General features: G+C 71.4%; 15 protein-coding genes, 1 tRNA gene and 1 pseudogene. 13 read left to right on the top strand and 4 right to left on the bottom strand.

Annotated elements, in window-relative coordinates:
• Window positions 1–177 precede the first annotated feature (177 nt).
• Window positions 178–1,494, top strand: a complete 1,317-nt coding sequence (locus ACGF3C_RS07695; protein ID WP_357231027.1) for a DUF2252 domain-containing protein — start codon at window positions 178–180, stop codon at window positions 1,492–1,494.
• Between the two features lie 16 nt (window positions 1,495–1,510).
• Here ACGF3C_RS07695 and ACGF3C_RS07700 read toward each other — a convergent pair whose 3' ends face one another.
• Entirely contained in the window at window positions 1,511–2,557 is a 1,047-nt protein-coding gene (locus ACGF3C_RS07700; protein ID WP_357231030.1) for a glucose 1-dehydrogenase, read from the bottom strand.
• A 105-nt stretch (window positions 2,558–2,662) separates the two neighbouring features.
• On the opposite strand from ACGF3C_RS07700, the pseudogene ACGF3C_RS07705 reads away from it, so the two are divergent.
• Together ACGF3C_RS07705 and ACGF3C_RS07710 are read left to right on the top strand one after the other, a co-directional pair.
• A pseudogene (locus ACGF3C_RS07705) lies at window positions 2,663–3,259 on the top strand (NADH-quinone oxidoreductase subunit C); the annotation flags it as partial.
• A 404-nt stretch (window positions 3,260–3,663) separates the two neighbouring features.
• Window positions 3,664–4,626 carry a complex I subunit 1 family protein gene (locus tag ACGF3C_RS07710; RefSeq protein ID WP_355005693.1) on the top strand — a complete coding sequence of 321 codons (963 nt, stop codon included), beginning with the start codon at window positions 3,664–3,666 and terminating at the stop codon, window positions 4,624–4,626.
• 290 nt (window positions 4,627–4,916) lie between these two features.
• Here ACGF3C_RS07710 and ACGF3C_RS07715 read toward each other — a convergent pair whose 3' ends face one another.
• Window positions 4,917–5,936, bottom strand: coding sequence for a glutathione S-transferase C-terminal domain-containing protein (locus tag ACGF3C_RS07715; protein ID WP_357233939.1), 1,020 nt, complete (start codon window positions 5,934–5,936; stop codon window positions 4,917–4,919).
• An 81-nt stretch (window positions 5,937–6,017) separates the two neighbouring features.
• On the opposite strand from ACGF3C_RS07715, the gene ACGF3C_RS07720 reads away from it, so the two are divergent.
• From ACGF3C_RS07720 to ACGF3C_RS07760, 9 genes are all read left to right on the top strand, one after another.
• Window positions 6,018–6,446 carry an ester cyclase gene (locus tag ACGF3C_RS07720; protein ID WP_355005691.1) on the top strand — a complete coding sequence of 143 codons (429 nt, stop codon included), beginning with the start codon at window positions 6,018–6,020 and terminating at the stop codon, window positions 6,444–6,446.
• Window positions 6,447–6,549: 103 nt separating this feature from the next.
• On the top strand, window positions 6,550–7,146 hold the full coding sequence (locus ACGF3C_RS07725; RefSeq protein ID WP_393219835.1) for a NuoI/complex I 23 kDa subunit family protein: 597 nt from the start codon (window positions 6,550–6,552) through the stop codon (window positions 7,144–7,146).
• Window positions 7,147–7,171: 25 nt separating this feature from the next.
• On the top strand, window positions 7,172–7,726 hold the full coding sequence (locus ACGF3C_RS07730) for an NADH-quinone oxidoreductase subunit J (RefSeq protein ID WP_355005689.1): 555 nt from the start codon (window positions 7,172–7,174) through the stop codon (window positions 7,724–7,726).
• The gene (nuoK, locus tag ACGF3C_RS07735) at window positions 7,723–8,085 is read left to right on the top strand and encodes an NADH-quinone oxidoreductase subunit NuoK (RefSeq protein ID WP_357233947.1); all 363 of its coding nucleotides are present in this window, start codon (window positions 7,723–7,725) and stop codon (window positions 8,083–8,085) included. The genes ACGF3C_RS07730 and nuoK overlap by 4 nt, the downstream gene beginning before the upstream one ends.
• Window positions 8,082–10,013, top strand: coding sequence for an NADH-quinone oxidoreductase subunit L (locus ACGF3C_RS07740; RefSeq protein ID WP_393219839.1), 1,932 nt, complete (start codon window positions 8,082–8,084; stop codon window positions 10,011–10,013). The genes nuoK and ACGF3C_RS07740 overlap by 4 nt, the downstream gene beginning before the upstream one ends.
• A 114-nt stretch (window positions 10,014–10,127) precedes the next feature.
• On the top strand, window positions 10,128–11,636 hold the full coding sequence (locus ACGF3C_RS07745; RefSeq protein WP_393219842.1) for a NuoM family protein: 1,509 nt from the start codon (window positions 10,128–10,130) through the stop codon (window positions 11,634–11,636).
• Between the two features lie 55 nt (window positions 11,637–11,691).
• Window positions 11,692–13,179, top strand: a complete 1,488-nt coding sequence (locus ACGF3C_RS07750) for a proton-conducting transporter membrane subunit (protein ID WP_357232962.1) — start codon at window positions 11,692–11,694, stop codon at window positions 13,177–13,179.
• A 116-nt stretch (window positions 13,180–13,295) separates the two neighbouring features.
• A complete protein-coding gene (htpX, locus tag ACGF3C_RS07755) occupies window positions 13,296–14,171 on the top strand; it encodes a zinc metalloprotease HtpX (RefSeq protein ID WP_124858758.1) in 876 nt (291 codons plus the stop codon).
• Window positions 14,172–14,309: 138 nt separating this feature from the next.
• A complete protein-coding gene (locus tag ACGF3C_RS07760; protein ID WP_393219847.1) occupies window positions 14,310–15,569 on the top strand; it encodes an MFS transporter in 1,260 nt (419 codons plus the stop codon).
• Between the two features lie 266 nt (window positions 15,570–15,835).
• On the opposite strand, the gene ACGF3C_RS07765 is transcribed toward ACGF3C_RS07760, so the two are convergent.
• Window positions 15,836–16,330 (bottom strand): YajQ family cyclic di-GMP-binding protein, encoded by a 495-nt coding sequence (locus tag ACGF3C_RS07765; RefSeq protein ID WP_091402478.1) that lies wholly within the window; start codon window positions 16,328–16,330, stop codon window positions 15,836–15,838.
• A 147-nt stretch (window positions 16,331–16,477) separates the two neighbouring features.
• Here ACGF3C_RS07765 and ACGF3C_RS07770 point away from each other — a divergent pair.
• Window positions 16,478–16,561 (top strand) — tRNA-Tyr (locus tag ACGF3C_RS07770).
• 215 nt (window positions 16,562–16,776) lie between these two features.
• Here the strand turns inward: ACGF3C_RS07770 and ACGF3C_RS07775 are convergent.
• Window positions 16,777–17,709 (bottom strand): hypothetical protein, encoded by a 933-nt coding sequence (locus ACGF3C_RS07775; RefSeq protein ID WP_393219851.1) that lies wholly within the window; start codon window positions 17,707–17,709, stop codon window positions 16,777–16,779.
• Between the last annotated feature and the right edge of the window lie 601 nt (window positions 17,710–18,310).

Below are 18,310 nucleotides of genomic sequence, written 5' to 3' on the forward strand. Positions count from 1 at the left end.
TGTATCTGGTCCTCCATGGTCGACGCCCGGCGAGGGACCTGTCGCCGGTCGTGGCGATGCCTCGATCGACGAACGTAACCATGGTGTCCGGGCCCCCGCGCCGTGACCCGGACAGCATGATCGATGGATGGGCCGTTCGCCACCCCGTTGTGGACCCGCCGCACTAGCCTGCGCACTATGAGCAGCTCAGGGGACCAGCGCTCCGCCCACATCGTCGACGTGCTCACCGAGGAGTTCGGCGCGTCGATGGCTATCGACCCGGCCGCCTTCCGCCGCAAGTTCCGCAAGATGGCGGCGTCGCCGTTCGCCTTCTACCGGGGCAGCGCCGCGCTGTTCTACGCCGACCAGCTCGGCGACTTCGCCGACGACCGGTTCCTGAACGAGCAGACCAGCCGGGTGTGGATCCACGGTGACCTGCACGCGGAGAACTTCGGCACCTACATGAACGCCTCCGGGCAGCTCGTGTTCAACGTCAACGACTTCGACGAGGCGTACGTCGGGCCGTTCACCTGGGACCTGCGCCGGCTCGCTGCCAGCGTGGCGCTGCTCGGCTACGGCAAGGCGCTCTCCGACACGGCGATCGGGGAGCTGGTTGCCGGGTTCGCCCGGTCGTACCTGACCGAGCTGCGGGCCATCGCCGCCGGCGGTGACGACGCGATCGGTTCGATCACCCTGGACAACGCCGACGGGGTGCTACGCCGGGTGCTCCAACAGGCCCGGCTCAACACCCGCGTGGACCTGCTCGCCGCGCAGACCACCATCGACAACTACGAGCGACGTTTCTCCATCGGCGACGGCGTCTTCGAGATCGACGACGCCACCCGGGACCTGGTCAGCGCCGCCTTCCAGGAATACCTGGGCACCCTGCCGAACGCCTCGACGCAGCTGCGCCCGGTGGCGGCGCGGATCAAGGACGTGGTGCTGCGCAAGGGGGTGGGCATCGGCTCGGCCGGGCTGCCGTCGTACAACCTGCTGCTGGAGGGGCACACCCAGGCGCTGGAGAACGACGTCGTCATCTACATGAAGCAGGCTCAGGTGCCGGCCGTGGCGCGGTACGTCACCGACGAGTCGGTCCGCGGCTACTTCCAGCACCAGGGGCACCGGACCGCCGAGTCGCAGCGGGCGTTGCAGGCGCACGCCGACCCGTGGCTGGGCTTCACCGAGCTGAATGGGGCCGGTCAGCTGGTCGCCGAGGTTTCCCCGTACGCCGCCGACCTGGACTGGTCGGACGTGAACGAGCCGGAGGAACTGACCGGCGTTCTCGTCGACCTCGGTCGGGCGGTGGCCCGGATGCACTCGGTCGCCGACGACGAATCCAGTCACGACCTGGTGGACTACTCCACCGAGGAGGCGATCGTCGCGGCGGTCGACGCCGACGAGTCGGGATTCGTCGCCCACCTGGTGGACTTCGCCCACGCGTACGGGGTGCGCGCCCGCCAGGACCACCAGCTCTTCGTCGACCTGTTCCGCAACGGTCGACTGCCGGGCATCTGATCGGGCGCGGCGTCGCTCAGGACGCGAACTCCAGCACCACCTTGATGTCGTCCGGCCCGGGGGTGTACGCGTCGGCGTACCGGTTCACCGGCACCCGCCGGGTGATCAGCGACTCGAGCCAGATCTGGTCGGCGCGGGCGAGCGCCTGCGCCGCCATGTTCCAGTGCCGCCGGTTGGCGTTCACCGAGCCGAACACCACGTTGTTCTCCAGCACCAGGGCCCGGTTCAGCGCCCCGGCGTCGAAGTCGATGCTCCGGCCACCGCTGGACACCCCGGCGAGGCAGACGATCCCGGTCGGGGCCGCCTTGCACATGACGTCGAGGACCACTGTGGGAGCGCCGGTGCACTCGATCACCACGTCCGGCTCGAAGGGCAGGTCGTTGACCGGCACGGTGTGATAGGTGGCGCCCAGCCCGGCGACCAGCTCCGGCTTCGGCCCCTCGGTGTTGCGGTCCAGCACGTGGACGGTGAGCCCGCGCTGGGTGCCGAGCAACGCGGCCAGCAGCCCGATCGGCCCGGCCCCGGTCACCAGGACGGTCTGCGGCTGCCACTCGGCCCGGTGCCCGATCCGCTCGATGTGGTCCCACGCCTTCGCCACCACACTTGTCGGCTCCAGCAGCACGCCCACCTGGGCCAGCGTCGGATCGAGCGCGACAGCGAACCGCGGTTCCACCCGCCAGCGGTCCCGGGCGAACCCGGCCAGTGCCTTGATGCCATGTTCGGTGTACTGACCGTTACGGCACATGTCCCACTCGCCGACCGCGCAGTTCGGGCAGGGCACCGGGTCGGGATACCTGACGATTCCGGCCACCAGGTCACCGGGTTGCAGGGTGCCGCTGGAGTCCTCGATCACCCGGCCCAGTGACTCGTGCCCGATGACCAGGCGGTCGGCACCCGGCGGCGCCTCGCCGTACTCCCCGGCGATGATCTCGTGGTCGGTGCCGCAGATCCCCACCGCCAGCGCCTCGACCAGGACAGAGCCCTCCTCGGCAGCCGGCTCCGGCTGATCGTCGACGAGGCTCAGCGAGTTGGCGACCCCAGGTCTTACCGTCACAGCGCGCACGTCCTCATCTTTCCCCGCCCAGGCGCGCGCCGCGCCCAAAGCCGGCAGATCGCCGGGCATCGGCGGCGGCCAGGTGCGGCCTCGGCCGGCACTAGGATCAGCGGCATGACTCCCGAAGAGGTCGGCGCTCGACTGGTCGCGCTGCTCGCGCCGGCTGAGGCGACGCCGTCGGTCTCCGGCGGGCAACGTTTCGCCAGGGCCACCATCGACGTGCCACCCACGAGTTGGCTCACAGCGGTTTCGGCCGCTCGTGACGACGCCGAGCTGGCCTGTGACTTCTTCGACTGGCTCTCCGCCGTCGACGAGTTGGCCGAGGGCTTCGACGTGGTGGCGCACCTCTGGTCGACGCGACTGCGGCACGGCGTGCTGCTGCGTACGCGGTTGCCGAGAAGCGCGCCCACTGTCACCTCGGTGGTCGACGTCTACCCCGGAGCCGCCTGGCACGAGCGGGAGACGCACGAGATGTTCGGCATCGACTTCGCCGGGCATGAGGAGCTGCTGCCGCTGCTGCTGCCGCCGGAGTTCGAGGGCCACCCGTTGCGTAAGGAGTTCGTGCTGGCTTCCCGGGTGGCGAAGCCCTGGCCGGGCGCGAAGGAGCCGGGCGAGTCCGAGGCCGGCGGCGGGCGTCGACCGATCCGCCCGCCGGGCGTACCCGCTCCGGGCGAGTGGGGGCCCACGCCCACCCCGGCCGGCGCCGGTGGAGTGGGGGAGGGCCCGCGTGGCGGCACCCCCGCCAGACCGGCCCGTGAGCGTCCGGCGCGGCCCGCCCCGGGGGCCCGTCCGGCGCGTACTCCCCGACCGGTCGGCACCACCGACGGCCCTATCCCTGCCGACCAGCCCGCGCCCGACGCAGGCCCGGCCGCACCTGACCAACCTGGCACCGGCCCGACTGCCGCGCCCGCGTCCGGCGCGGCCACATCTGCCGAGCCCGTGTCCGGCGGGCCGGCTGCCGAGCACGTGCCCGGCGTCGACGAGATCGGCCACGTCGCGTCCGGCGCGGCCGCATCGGACAAGCCCGGCGAGGGCTCGGCCGCGTCGGGTGGCGAGCCGGTCGCGGACCCGCCGGGCCGCGATGGCCGGAGCGACCACGACGGGGGTACGGCCTGATGCCGCTCTGGGTGGAGTTGGTGCTCCGGATCGGCGGCGTGGTGGTCGCTTTCCTCACCCTGCCGTTGCTTGTCGGCCAGGCCGAGCACAAGGTGATGGCGCACATGCAGGGTCGGCTCGGCCCGATGTACGCGGGCGGCTTTCACGGCTGGGCGCAGCTCGTGGCCGACGGGGTCAAGTTCGTGCAGAAGGAGGACATCACCCCGCGCGAGGCGGACCGGGCGGTGTTCCGGTTGGCGCCGGCGGTGGCCCTGGTGCCCTACCTGCTGGTGTTGCTCGTCATTCCGCTCGGTCCGAACGACCTGGTCGGGCAACCGTTGGACATCGGCCTCTTCTTCGTGCTGGCCGTGGTCGGCGTCGGGGTGGTGGCGGTGCTGATGTCGGCGTGGGCGTCGGCCAACAAGTACAGCCTGCTGGGCGGGTTGCGCGGGGCGGCCCAGCTGCTCGGTTACGAGCTGCCGCTGGTGCTGGCCGCCGCGTCGGTGGCGATGGCGGCCGGCACGCTCAGCCTGTCGGGCATCGTCGAGGCGTGGCAGCCGTGGTGGCTGCTCTGGCAGGCACCCGCGATGATCATCTTTTTCGTCGCCGGGCTGGCCGAGATCCGTCGACCACCGTTCGACATGCCGGTGGCCGACTCGGAGCTGGTCTTCGGCTACATGACCGAGTACACCGGTCTGCGGTTCGCGTTCTTCCTGCTCGCCGAGTACGTCGGCATCGTGGTGATCGCCGCGCTGACCACTGTGCTGTTCCTGGGTGGTTGGCAGGGCCCGTTCGCCGACGACCAGTTGGGCTGGCTCTGGACGCTGCTCAAGATCTTCGCGGTCTCCTTCGTGATCATCTGGCTCCGGGTTTCCTACCCGCGCCTACGCGAGGACCAACTCCAACGCCTCTGCTGGCTGGTCCTGGTCCCGGCCGCGCTGGCGCAACTGGTCCTGACCGCAGCCGTCCGCATAGCGCTGTAACCCCGCCCCGCCCGGCCTCACCCCGGCCCTGCCCGGCCCTGCCGCACCTGCTGCGTCGATCATGGAGTTGTGGTGGGTGACAAAGCGCCCGTACAGGAGTAGTCCAGGCACCACAACTCCATGATCGACAGGGTCGAGAGGTCATCGACCCGCGATCTTGCACTTACTGTGCCGACAGAAGGGGCAAATTGCTCGAACCGGCAACCGGAACTGCAAGATCGACGGCGCAGGCGGCGCAGGCGGGGCGGGCGCGGCGGGCAAGGCGCGCGCGGGCGCGGGGGGGGGCTTGTTTAGGGCAGCGGGGTGTGGGCGGGGTTTACGGGCTCGACCGGGGGTGGGGGTGGGGTGCCGTCGCCGAAGGGGCGGCCGCCCAGCGCTTCCCGACCGTGTGGGGTGAGCCAGTTGGACAGGTCCGGGCCGAGCGGCACGATCCCGGTCGGGTTGATGTCGCGGTGTACCTCGTAGTAGTGCCGCTTGATGTGGTCGAAGTCGATGGTGTCGCCGAAACCGGGAGTCTGGAACAGGTCCCGGGCGTACGCCCACAGCACCGGCATCTCGCTCAGCTTCTGCCGGTTGCACTTGAAGTGGCCGTGGTAGACCGGATCGAAGCGGACCAGCGTGGTGAACAGTCGTACGTCGGCCTCGGTGATGGTGTCGCCGACCAGGTAGCGCTGGTCGGCCAACAGCTCGGTGAGCCAGTCCAGCCGGTCGAAGAGCCGGTGGTACGCCTTGTCGTACGCCTCCTGGTTGCCCGCGAACCCGCACCGGTAGACGCCGTTGTTGACGTCCCGGAACACCACGGCGTTGACCTCGTCGATCTGCTCCCGCAGGTGCTCGGGGTAGAGCTGCGGTGCGCCCTCGCGGTGGTACGCCCTCCACTGCGTGGACAGGTCCAGGCTCATCTGCGCGTAGTCGTTGGTCACCACCTGCCCGGTCGGCACGTCGACGATCGCCGGCACTGTGATGCCGCGCTCGTAGCCGGGGAAGCGCTTGAAGTACGCCTCCTGGATGCGCTCGATGCCGAGCACCGGGTCCCGGCCGTCGGGGTCGAGGTCGAAGGTCCAGCTCCGGGCGTCGTGGGTCGGGCCGGCCACCGCCATCGACATGGCGTCCTCCAGACCGAGCAACCGCCGCACGATGATCAGTCGGTTGGCCCACGGGCAGGCCCGGCTGACCGCCAGCCGGTACCGGCCCGGCTCGACCGGGTATCCGTCGCGCCCGTCCTCGGTGATCCGGGTGGCGATGTACCGCTGGTCGCGGGTGAACTCGCCGCCCGGCTCGACGTACTTGCCGCCTTTTTCCTCGCCCACGTCGCCCTCCCGGTCTGGTCTGTTGTCTCTACCCAATCCTCGCGGATCTACGGCGCACAGTGGTCCGGATACCCTGCCGGCATGACGGATGTGGAGGCGGCGGCCCGGCGGTTCATCGCCGATGTGTGGAATGCCCGCCAGGAGGAGTCGGCGTACGAGCTGGTCGCCGAGGAGTGCCCGGGGCTGGGCGGCACCGGGCCGGAGGCGACGTTGGCCTGGCACCGCGAGCGTCGGGCGGCCTTCCCGGACCTCCGCTACAAGATCGTCGACGTGGTCGCGGCCGGCGAGCGGGTGGCGGTGCACTGGCGGGCCGCCGGCACCCACGCCGGGCAGTTCGGGCCGGTGCCGCCGACCGGGCAGGTGGTCAGCTATTCGGGGGCGACGTTCCTGCGTTTCGACACTGCGGGCCGGATCGTCGAGGTGTGGAGCTGCAACGAGTTGTTCCAGTTGTTGCAACAACTCGGTGTCGAGATGCTCCCACCGGCCGTCGTCGGCGGACCCGGGGCGTGATCCGGCTGTTCCGCAGGTGACCGCGCTCCTCGGGTGAGCCCTGAGGTCGTCGACCTGTGGGTGGTGGTCGCGCGCGCAGTGGCCACAGGGCAGGATGGTCGACATGAGCGACCCCAGCGAGCGCGGTGACACCAGCGAGCGCGGCCTCCCCGGCGCGGGCCTGGTGAAGGGGCTGGCGGTCACCCTCAAGACGATGACCAGCCGGTCGACCACTCAGCAGTACCCCGATGTGGCCCCTGAGCTGCCGCCCCGTTCGCGTGGGGTGATCGTGTTGTCGGAGGAGAACTGCACGGTCTGCATGCTCTGCGCCCGGGAGTGTCCGGACTGGTGCATCTACATCGACTCGCACAAGGAGGAGGTGGTGGTGCCCGGCGCCGCCCGCCCCCGCCAGCGCAACGTGCTCGACAAGTTCGACATCGACTTCTCGCTCTGCATGTACTGCGGCATCTGCATCGAGGTCTGCCCGTTCGACGCGCTCTACTGGTCACCGGAGTTCGAGTACGCCGAGTACGACATCAAGGACCTGCTGCACGACAAGGACCACCTCGGTCAGTGGATGGCCACCGTTCCGCCGCCGCCCGCGCACGACCCGAACGGCGAGCCGGCCAAGGAGGAGACCTCCGCCGCGCGCAAGGCGGCCGCCGCACGTCCCGCTCCGCCGGCGGTACGCCCCGACGCCGACCAGGACCCGGCGTCGTGAGCGCCCGGGCCGGAAGGGCGCTCCGGTGACCGGCGCGGACGTGCTGCTGCTCGCCCTCGGCGCGGTGGCGGTCGGCGCGGGCGTGCTGGTGGTGACCACGAAGCACCTGGTCCGGGCCGGGCTCTACCTGGTGGTGTGCCTGGGCGCGTTGGCTGGTGACTTCCTGGTGCTCAGCGCCGAGCTGGTGGCCTGGGTGCAGGTGCTGATCTACGTGGGCGCGGTGGTGGTCCTGCTGCTGTTCGCGGTGATGCTGACCCGGGCCCCGATCGGCGCTTCCGACGACCTGGACCGGCCGGGCTGGCCGGCCGCGCTGATCGGTGGCGGCGCCGGGCTGGGGCTGGCCGCGCTGCTGGTCGACGCGTACCGCTGGAGCACGGTCACGTTGCCTGACGCCGGCACCGCCGAGCGGCTGGGTGAGCAGATCTTCCAGTCCTGGGTGCTGCCGTTCGAGGTGCTGTCGGTGCTGCTGCTCTCCGCGCTGGTGGGCGCGATCGTGCTGTCCCGGCCGGACATCGGCCGTGCCGCCCCGCAACGCGACGCAGGCGACCTGGTCGACAGCGAGCCCGGGGGGCGCCGGTGAGGCCGGTCATCCCGTACGTCACCGCCGCGCTGCTGTTCGGCCTCGGCGTGTACGGCGTACTGCGCCGCCGCAACGCGGTGCTGGTGCTGATGTCGGTCGAGTTGATGCTCAACGCCGTCAACCTGATCCTGGTCACCGCGGACACCACCGCCCGCGCCGTGCTCCCGCACTCGGGGCAGGTCTTCGCGCTGTTCGTCATCGTCCTCGCCGCCGCCGAGATCGGGGTGGGGCTGGCGATCGTCCTTCAGCTCTACCGGTTGCGGGCGACCGTCGCGGTGGATGACGTGCCGCTCACCGAGTCGCCGGATCCCTCCGGTGGGCGCGAGCCGGTCGTCGCAGACTCGGAGGCTGGCCGGTGACCGGGCTGCTCGGGGCGCTGCTGCCCGCCGTACCGCTGGTCGCCGGGTTGCTCGGTCTTCTGCTGCCACCGGCCCCTCGGCGCGACAGCGCGACCGGCGGCGACCGGGCCCGGTCGGCCGCCGTGGCGCTCGGCGTCACCGGTGCGGCCGGCGCGCTGGCGGTGGCCGTCGCTCTGCTGTTCACCGTCGACGGGCCGACGGAGACGTCGGCCACCTGGGTCGACTTCGGCGGGCTGGCGGTGACCCTCGGCGTACGACTGGACGGCGCCGCCGCGCTTGTCGCGGTGGCGGTCACCGCTGTCGCCCTGGCCGTGCAGGTCTACTCGATTGGCTACCTGCGGCGCGGTCCACACGACGACGTCGACGTGGATCACCGCTACCCGCCCTACGCCGCCCAGATCAGCCTCTTCACCGGTGCCATGCTGCTGGTGGTGGTCGCCGGCGACCTGATCATGCTGTTGGTCGGCTGGGAGGTGATGGGCCTCTGCTCGTACCTCCTGATCGCCCACGACCGCCGACTGGCCGGCGCCCCCGCCGCCGCCATGAAGGCGTTCCTGGTGACCCGGGTCGGTGACGTCGGGTTCCTGCTCGGCATCGCTCTGCTGGGTGTGTCGACGGGCAGCTTCCGGATCGCCGACGTGCTCGCCCACGACCATTCCGGCGCGACGTTGACCGCTGCCGGCCTGCTGCTGCTCGCCGGTGTGGCCGGCAAGAGCGCGCAGTTCCCGCTGCACACCTGGTTGCCGGACGCGATGGCCGGCCCGACCCCGATCTCCGCGCTGATCCACGCCGCGACGATGGTCGCCGCCGGGGTGTACGCGGTGGCCCGGCTCTACCCGCTGTTCACGGCCGCGCCGGTGACGCTGACGGTGCTGGGGGTGCTCGGCGCGATCACGCTGCTGCTCGGCGCGCTCGCCGCCACCGCCCAGGACGACATCAAACGCGTGCTGGCCTGGTCGACGGTGTCCCAACTGGGTTACATGACCGGCGCGCTGGCGGTCGGTTCACCGTCGGCCGCACTGTTCCACCTGCTCACCCATGCCGCCTTCAAGGCGCTGCTGTTCCTCGCCGCCGGTGCCGTGATCCACGCCGTCGGCACCACGCTGATGTCGGAGATGGGCGGGCTGCGGCGCAGCATGCCGGTGACGTTCTGGTGCACTGTGGTGGGCCTTGGCGCGTTGGCCGGGGTGCCGCCGTTGGCCGGTTTCTGGAGCAAGGACGGCGTGCTGACGGTGGCCGAGTCGGCCGCGCTGGAGGGCACCGGGCCGGCCCCGTCCTGGGTGGGCTGGATCGTCTGGATCGCCGGGCTGATCGGCGTGGCGGTCACCGCCTGGTACGCGGGTCGGCTGCTGTTGCGCGCCTTCTTCGGCGCCCCGCGCCTGCCCCTGGTCCAGCCGCACGACCCGCCGGCCGTGCTCCGCTGGCCGGTGCTGCTGCTGGCCGTGCCGGCCGCGCTGCTCGGTCTGGCCGGGTTCGTCGGGGCGTTCGCCGACCGCCTGCGGTTCCCCACCGTCCCGGTGGCGGGCTCCGAGGACGGCCTGGTCCACCTGGGGCCGGGGGTGCTGCTGCCGCTGGCGTTCCTGCTGTTCGGCGCCGCGCTGGTGACGCTGGGCTGGCGGCGCGACCCGGCCGCCGACCCGGCCGCGGCGCTGGGTCCGCTGCGGCCGGTCTTCGCCAGCGCGTTCCGGCTCGACGACGTCCAGCGCACCCTCGTGGTACGTCCCGTCCGTGCACTGGCCCGCGCCGCGCGCACGGGTGACGAGGTGGTGGTGGACGGCGCGGTCGAGGGCAGTGGGCGAGCCGCGTCCGGTCTGGGCGCGGGGCTGGCCGCGCTGCACCGCGCGGCGCTGCCCCGGGCCGCCGCCGGCGTACTGGCCGGTGCTCTGCTGATCGGCCTGGCCGCCGCCGTGTTGGGAGTTGTCCAGTGAGCGCGAGGAGTGAGCCGGGTTTGCGAGCCTCGCAGTCGCGAACAGAGGCGGTCCAGTGAGCGCGAGGAGTGAGCCGGGTTTGCGAGCCTCGCAGTCGCGAACAGAGGCGGTCCAGTGACGTTGGGGCAGGGGTTGCTGGTCGCGGTGCTGGCGGCGCCGGCGCTGGGTGCGGTCGCGGTGGCGGCGACGCCCCGGGACCGGGCGGCCCGGCTGGTCGGCACTGTCGCGGCGGCGTTGACCCTGCTGGCAGCGGTGCCGCTGGTGTTCGACCGTCGGGGCTGGGTCGTCTGGTCGGGCAACGAGCCGGCGGTGCGCCCGTGGCACCAACTGGACCTGCCCTGGGTGCCCGGTCTGGAGTTGCGCTTCCACCTCGGCGTCGACGGCATCTCCTGGCCGCTGGTGGTGTTGACCGCGCTGCTCACGTTGCTCTGCTGCGCGTACACGATGTGGCGGGTTCCGGACGGCGGTAGCGGCCGGGCGCTCGTCGCGCTGCTGCTGGTGGTCGAGGTGGGCATCCTGGGCACTTTCCTCGCCCTGGACGTGGTGTTGTTCTTCCTCTTCTTCGAGGTCGTCCTGCTGCCGATGTACGCGATCATCGCCGGCTGGGGTGGCGCGGACCGGCGTCGGGCGGCCCGGAAGTTCGCCCTCTACACGCTGTTCGGCTCGGTGCTGCTGCTGGTCGGCGTGTACGTCGTGGTCGCCGCCGCCGGCACCGCCGACCTGGTGACGCTGACCGGTGGCGCGGGGATGTCCCGGGGCACCCAGTTGGCCGCGTTCACTTTGCTCGCGTTGGCGTTCGCGGTGAAGAGCCCGCTGTGGCCGTTGCACTCCTGGCTGCCCGACGCGCACACCCAGGCACCCACAGTGGGCAGTGTCGTGTTGGCCGGTGTGCTGCTGAAGATGGGCACGTACGGCCTGATCAGGGTCGCGGTGGGGGTGGCGCCGGAGGGAGCCCGTTGGGCCGCGCCGGTGCTCGGTGTGCTCGCCGTCGCCGCGATCCTGATCGGTTCGCTGGTCTGCCTGGCCCAGTCGGAGGTGAAGCGGCTCATCGCGTACTCCAGCGTGGGGCACATGGGCTTCGTGCTGTTGGGCGTCGCCACGCTGACCGCCACCGGCATCCAGGCGGCGTTGATCGGCAACGTCGCGCACGGGGTGATCACCGGCCTGCTGTTCTTCCTGGCCGGGGCGGTGAAGGACCGTACCGGCACGGGCACCCTCACCGAGCTGTCCGGGCTGCGGGAGACCTCGCCCCGGTTGGCGGGTCTGCTCGCGTTCGCGGCGGTCGCGTCGCTGGGCCTGCCCGGCCTGGCCGGTTTCTGGGGCGAGGCGTTCGCGGTGATCGCCGCCGTGCAGGTGGGCGGTCCGCTCTGGACCACCCTCGGGGTGCTGGCGGCGGTCGGTGGGGCGCTCACCGCCGCGTACTTCCTGCGGTTGCTACGCCAGGTCACCCACAACCGGCCGAGCCCCGCCGTCGGTCGGGTCGGCCCCGGCCTGGCCGGTGCGGAGTTGACCGCCTGGGTGCCGCTGGTGTTGCTCGCGTTGGCCATCGGGTTGGCGCCGACGCTGGTCCTCGGCGTCGCCGAGGCTCCCGTCGACGCCCTGATCGGGGTGGTTTCGCGGTGAGCGCGAGGAGTGCAGCGGAGCGGAGCCCCGCAGTCGCGAACGAAGGCGAGCCCCGATGAACGTCGTGCAGAGCGTGGACAGCGTCGCGCTGCTGCCGGCCTATCTGGCCGCCGGCACGGCCGTGCTCGTGCTCATCACCGATCTGCTCGTGGCCCGGCCACGGGCCACCATCGCCGTGGCCGCGCTCGGCGCGCTCGGCACCGCCGTCGGCTCCGCGCTGGTCGGGGCGGGTGCCGAGCGGCGGACGTTCTGCGTGGGTGCCGACTGCTCGTGGATCTTCGGCGGTCGGGCGGCAGTGGTCGCCGTGGTGGTCGCGCTGCTCACGGTGGGCGTGCTCGGGCTGTCGGTGCCCGCGCTGCGGGCCGGGCGCTCACCGGTCGGGGAGTACGCCTTCCTGTTGGCCTGCTCGATGACCGGCGGCGTGGTGCTCGGCGCGGCCGGCGACCTGATCACGCTGATCGTCGCGCTGGAGACGCTGACCCTGCCGCTGTACGTGCTGGTCGGCCTGCGCCGGGGCAGCCTCGCGAGCGCCGAGGCGGCCCTGACCTTCTTCGTGGTCAGCGTGGTGGCGACCACGCTGACCCTGCTCGGCGCGGCCCTTCTGTACGCGGTGACCGGTGGGCTGCACCTGGACCGGCTCGGTGCGTTGATCGCCGAGCAGCCAGAGGTGCGGGACCTGCCGTTGACCACCGCCGCGGTGGCGGTGCTGCTGGTCGGCCTGGCCTTCAAGGTGGCGGCGGTGCCGTTCCACGCCTGGGCGCCGGCCACCTACGACGGCGCGCCGCTGCCGGTGGCCGCGTACCTGTCCACAGCGTCGAAGCTGGGCGGCCTGGTCGCCCTGCTCGCCGTGGTGCAACGGGCGCTGCCGGCGGACCAGACCGGTCCGGTGCTCGCCCTGCTCGCCGTGCTCACCATGACCGTCGGCAACCTGGTCGCCCTGCGTCAGCGGCGGACCGTCCGGCTGCTCGCCTGGTCGTCCGTCGCGCAGGCCGGGTACATCCTCGCCCCGTTGGGAGCGTTGGCGCTGGCCGCCGGACGCACGGACGAGGCACGGTCCGCCGCGTACGCGGCTGCCATCGCGTACGCCGTCTTCTTCGTGGTGTTGGAGCTGGCCGCGTTCGCCGCAGTGACCGCGCTGCGGCCGGCGGGTGCGGACGGCGGCACGCTGGACGACCTGCGCGGGGCAGCCCGCCGGCACCCGTGGCGAGCTGCGGCGTTCGGTCTCGCGCTGGTGGGTCTGGCCGGTCTGCCGCCGGGGCTGGCTGGCCTGTTCGCGAAGGTGACGGTGGTCCGGGCGCTGCTGGACGGTGGCGCGGCCTGGCTGGCGCTGGTGGTGGCGGTGAACGCCGTGATCGGGCTCGCCTACTACCTGCGGGTGACCGCCGCGCTGTGGGCACCGACGCCCCTCGCCGCCCCGAACGTCGGCGGTGCCGCGGCCGTACCCGTGGTGGGTGTGGTGGGGGTGGTGCTGGCGGTGGCGACGGTGGCCGCCGTGGTGCTGGGTGTCGCCCCGCAGCTGGTGCTCGACCTGGCCGGCCGTTGACCTGACCTGCGACTTCGGTCTCAGTGAACTCTCAGCGTTGTAACGGATGGTTGACGGGTACCGGGTTGTTGAACCGGTCAGCGGATCCCGGCGATCCGTGCACCGAAGGAGACATCGTGCACCACAACCGTCTGAAGACCGCAGCGCTGCTCGGCCTGCTCAGCGCCCTGATCCTGGCGGTGGGCTACTGGTTCGGCGGCAGCGGCGGCCTGGTCATCGCCGTCGTCGTGTCTCTGGTCATGAACGGCGTCACCTACTTCTACTCCGACAAGCTCGCACTGCGCTCGATGGGGGCGCAACCGGTCACCGAGGCGCAGTTCCCCGAGCTGTACCGGATGGTCCGGGAGTTGGCCACCGACGCCCGGCAGCCGATGCCGCGGCTCTACGTCAGCCCCACCGCGCAGCCCAACGCGTTCGCCACCGGTCGCAACCCGCAGCACGCGGCCGTCTGCGTGACCCAGGGCATCACCGAGATCCTCGACTACCGTGAGCTGCGCGGCGTGATCGGGCACGAGCTGTCCCACGTCTACAACCGGGACATCCTGATCTCCAGCGTGGCGGCCGGCCTGGCCAGCATCATCACCCTGCTGGCGAACCTCGCCTTCTTCATCCCGCTGGGCGGCGGGGACGACGAGGATCGACCCAACCCGGCTGTGCTGCTGCTCACCCTGATCCTGGGCCCGATCGCGGCCACTGTGATCCAGTTGGCGATCAGCCGGAGCCGCGAGTTCCAGGCGGACGCCTCGGGCGCCGAGCTGAGCCGCGACCCCCTGGCCCTGGCCAGCGCGCTCCGCAAGATCGACGCGGTGGCCCGACGTCGGCCGTTGCCGGCCCAGGGGCAGCTCACCAGCACCGCCCACCTCATGATCGCCAACCCGTTCCGGGGTGGCGGCATGGCGGCGCTCTTCTCCACCCACCCCAAGATGGAGGACCGCGTCGCCCGGCTGGAGCAGATGGCCCGCAACTCGGGGCCGGTCCAGTTCCAGCGCTGACCCGCTGAAAACACCGCCTCCGCCCGTACCTGGCCACGCCAGGTACGGGCGGAGTGCTGTATTTCCGTTGTCTAGCGGCAGAGTGATGGCGTTAGGGTCATAACGGCTCACGCTCATTACATCCTCGGGAGGTTCACGGTGACCGCGCTGCGTCAGTACCTGGGTGTCTGGCGGATCCCCGGCGCGCCCATGCTGCTGATCTTCGGCATCATCGGGCGGCTCGGAATCGGCATGACCCCGCTGGCGCTGCTCCTGGTCGTCGAGCAGGTGACCGGGCGCTACTCGCTGGCCGCCATCGCCGGCGGCATCTACGCCCTCGCCGGCGCCGCGCTCAGCCCGGTGGCCGGACGGATCGCCGACCGGGTCGGCCCCAGCCCCGTCCTGCTGCTCACCGCCGTGGCCCACCCGCTGGCACTCATCGGGCTGCTGCTGGCCAGCCGCTCCGGCGACGACGCGCTCCCCGTCATCTACCTCGCCGCAGGCGTGGCCGGTGCCACCTACCCGCCGCTCAGCGCCGCCATCCGAGGCGCCTGGAACGACCTGACCGGCCCCAACTCCGGCCGATACCACCTGCGCAACACCGCGCTGGCCGCCGAGACCACACTGTTCGAAATCGTCTTCGTCCTCGGCCCACTGCTCGTCGCCGGCTTCGTCCTCGTCGCCGACGCGGCGGCCGCGCTGATCGGTGCGGCAGTGGTCACCCTGGTCGGCACGACCACCGTGGCCCTCGGGCAGGTCATGCGCGGCTGGCGTCCGCACCCGCAGGAACACCACGCGCGCGGCCTCGGCCCGCTACGGGTCGCCGGCTTCCCGGCCCTGCTGATCTGCGTCGCCGGCCTCGGCATCGCCTTCGGGGCCGCCGGTGTGATCGTGCCGGCGTTCGCGAGCGACCACGCCACCGGCGACCCGGAGAGCCTCGCCGGCGTCCTGCTCGCCGTCTGGGGGGTCGGCAGCGCCACCGGTGGGATCTGGTTCGGCGTCCGCAAGCCGGCACCGAACATGACCCGACAGTTCGCCCTGCTGCTCGCCGCGGTGGCCGCCACCTTCGCCGTGTTCGCGGTGATGCCCACCCCGCTCGCGCTGGGTGTCGCGCTGGTTGTCGGCGGGGCCGCCATCGCGCCCGCGCTGACCCTGGAGAACACCCTGGTCGGCCGGATCGCCCCGACCGGGATGTTGAACGAGGCGTACACCTGGGTGGTCACCGTCGCTGTGGCGTCGAGCGCCGCCGGCGGCTCGGTGGCCGGCGTGATCGTCGACCACGCCGGTGGCGTCCGCTGGGCGTTCCTGTTCGCCGGGGCTGCGGTCGCCGTCGGGGCCGCGGTCGCCGCACTACCCGCCGGGCCCATCGCCCGCGCGGAAACCACTGCGGTACGCGCCGAACACCCCGTCCCCGTCTGACCTGCCGTCTTCAGGCTGGTCGGCCTGCGTTGTGGTCGGCCCGCGTCCTGGTCGGCCCGCGTCCTGGTCGGCCCGCGTCCTGGTCGGCCCGCGTCCTGGTCGGCCCGCGTCGTGGTCGGCCCGCGTCGTGGTCGGGTTGCCCTTGATCGACTCGGGTTCCTGAAAGTCGCGGTGTCCCATCCGCCCGGACGCCCCGACTCTCAGGAAGCCGAGTCGATCTCAGCTGGACGCCCTGTGGCCGGGGACCGGATCGCTGTGGATAGCCGTCAGCGGTAGTTGTTGAACTGGAGGGCGACGCCGAAGTCCTCGCCCTTGAGCAGCGAGATGACCGCCTGGAGGTCGTCCCTCTTCTTGCCGGTGACCCGCAGCTGGTCGCCCTGAATCTGCGCCTGCACGCCCTTGGGGCCCTCTTCGCGGATCTTCTTGCTGATGGCCTTGGCCTTGTCCGTCTCGATGCCCTGGATCACCTTGCAGTCGATCTTGAAGATCTTGCCCGACGGGCGCGGCTCCCCAGCATCCAGCGACTTCAGCGAGATGTTCCGCTTGACGAGCTTCTCCTTGAACACGTCCAGTGCGGCGCGGACGCGCTCCTCGGTCTCCGCCTGAAGGCCGATCGCCTCCTCGCCAGACCAGGAGATCTCAGCGCCGGTGCCGCGGAAGTCGAACCGCGTCGCAAGCTCCTTCTCCGCCTGACGAAGGGCGTTGTCGACCTCCTGACGGTCAACCTTGCTCACGATGTCGAACGACGGGTTCGCTGCCATGATTCTGCTCCTGCTGTCCGGCGGTCTGGGCCTGCCGTCGGCCGCCGACCAGCGGCACGACCCCCTGACCGTACCCGGTTGCGTAGGTGCCGGGGGGAGCCGCTATCCTTGCTTCCGCCGCCGCGTTACGACGCGGTGGGGTGCCCTGGCGGGTTGCCCGAGCGGCCAATGGGAGCGGACTGTAAATCCGTCGCGAAAGCTTCAGAGGTTCGAATCCTCTACCCGCCACCAGGTGCAGACACGGCCCCTGACCAGCAGAGATGCGGATCGGGGGCCGTTGTCATTGTCCGGCCCAGCGCACCGTTGCCGACCGCACGCGAGGCGCGATGATCTGCGCGAGCAGCCTGCGGGCGATGATCCTCCAAGACGGCGGCGCAAGGACTGCCTCTTGGCGCTTTCAGCGTGCCGGCCAGCACGGCCCCCCACGTCAAAAGGCGAGCCAGCGGTCAGCGCGGGTGGTAGACGACCGCTCTGACACCCGAGACAGTGCGGATCGAGGCGGCGATGCGGCCACGGTCATCGAGGCCGACGAACTCGCCGTACATGCTGATCCCGGCGAGGCTCAGGTCGTGCAGAACGCCGCGTCGCCACAGCGCCGGGCGGGAGATTCCGTCGCTGGCCGCGGAGGTGGCCAGGATCTCGCCGCGGTTGTTGATCGCCCGCAGTTCGGTGGTGTTGCCGCCGAGAGTGCCGACGTCCAGGGCTCGGCCGTGCCGCCAGAGGATGCCGCGCGGGAACTGGTCAGCCGAGAACTGCCAGCCGATCACCCGGCCGCGGTCGTTGAGGGCGTAGGTGTTGCTGCGGTTGAAGGGGCCGGCGCCGAGGTCGGTGACCCGGCCGCTGTGCCATCGGACGGCGTGGAAGCCGTCGGGTGGCAGGTACACCCCACCTGAGACCTGGCCGTGTTCGTTGATGTCGGACACCTCGGTGAGAGGCAGGGACCGGGCATGGCCGTTCGTCCACAAAACGGGGCCTTCGTCGGTGCGGCCGACAACCTGGCCGCGGTTGTTGATCGCCAGGGGTAGGGCGGACGGACCCAACGGCTGCACCACACCGTGATCCCAGACGTACCCGCCGGAGCCGTCGGCGGGGTAGCCGACGACCTGCCCGCGGTCGTTGACGTCGGTCGGGGTGAAGGCACCGAGATCGGTCATCCGGCCGTGGCGCCAGAGGAATCCGCGGTAGCTGCCGTCGGTGGCTTGGGCGCGGCCGACCACGTCGCCGCGGTTGTTCATGGCGCTGACGAAGCTGTTGTCGCCGCCGAGGGTGCCGAGCTCCACCAGGCGGTAGCCGGGTGCCGGGGCGGGAGTTGCGGCGGACACGGTTGGTGCCGCCGTCAAGGCGGCCGCGAGGAAAGCTGCGCCGAGGATGGATGGCATGGGACGGCTCCCTTCGGAGCGTTGCCGGGCGAACCCTGTGCACAGGCTAGGCGGATCCCGTCGCTCGGCCAGAGTGCCGTCACATGGCCGACTGCCCCGCCATCCTGCCCACTAGTGGAACCGTTGTTCGGTGACGCACCGGTGGGCGGTCTCACTCGCGAGTCCCTTGTCGACACCGTGGCGCTGTACTGGCTGACCGGTACCGGCATCCTGCCCGCCCGGTGGTACTGGGAGCAGGAGCGGTTTCAAGCAGCGGCCCAGGCGGCCGGTCAGACTCCGCCACCGGTCACGGTGCCGGTCGACTTCACCACGTTCCCCGGCGAGATCTGGGCCGCTCCGCGGAGCAGTGCCGAGGCTGCCTACCCCGGAATTGCGTACGTCAATGAGGCTGACCGCGGTGGGCACTTCGCGTCCTGCGCTGCCATCCTCAGCGGCCGTGGGCCGGACGTGACCGGCCTGCCCGCCGCGAGCGGGTGTCGCCGAGGGCGGTTCACAGGGTGGCGGCGGCGCTGGAGTTGCATAGATGATTGCGGTTTGCCGCATGAGGCGTCACAATCTGCTTCGGGAAAGTCACGCATGATCGGGGCGTTCAGCCCGCAAG

The organism is Micromonospora sp. NPDC047762, assembly GCF_043204655.1.
GTDB lineage: Bacteria > Actinomycetota > Actinomycetes > Mycobacteriales > Micromonosporaceae > Micromonospora.

Bases quoted from the DNA above. Each gene is read 5' to 3' on its own strand.
- ACGF3C_RS07720 (WP_355005691.1), top strand. From the start codon at position 6,018: ATGACGGATGTGGAGGCGGCGGCCCGGCGGTTCATCGCCGATGTGTGG.
- ACGF3C_RS07765 (WP_091402478.1), bottom strand. From the start codon at position 16,330: ATGGCAGCGAACCCGTCGTTCGACATCGTGAGCAAGGTTGACCGTCAG.
- ACGF3C_RS07750 (WP_357232962.1), top strand. From the start codon at position 11,692: ATGAACGTCGTGCAGAGCGTGGACAGCGTCGCGCTGCTGCCGGCCTAT.
- ACGF3C_RS07695 (WP_357231027.1), top strand. From the start codon at position 178: ATGAGCAGCTCAGGGGACCAGCGCTCCGCCCACATCGTCGACGTGCTC.
- ACGF3C_RS07725 (WP_393219835.1), top strand. From the start codon at position 6,550: ATGAGCGACCCCAGCGAGCGCGGTGACACCAGCGAGCGCGGCCTCCCC.
- ACGF3C_RS07710 (WP_355005693.1), top strand. From the start codon at position 3,664: ATGCCGCTCTGGGTGGAGTTGGTGCTCCGGATCGGCGGCGTGGTGGTC.
- ACGF3C_RS07775 (WP_393219851.1), bottom strand. From the start codon at position 17,709: ATGCCATCCATCCTCGGCGCAGCTTTCCTCGCGGCCGCCTTGACGGCG.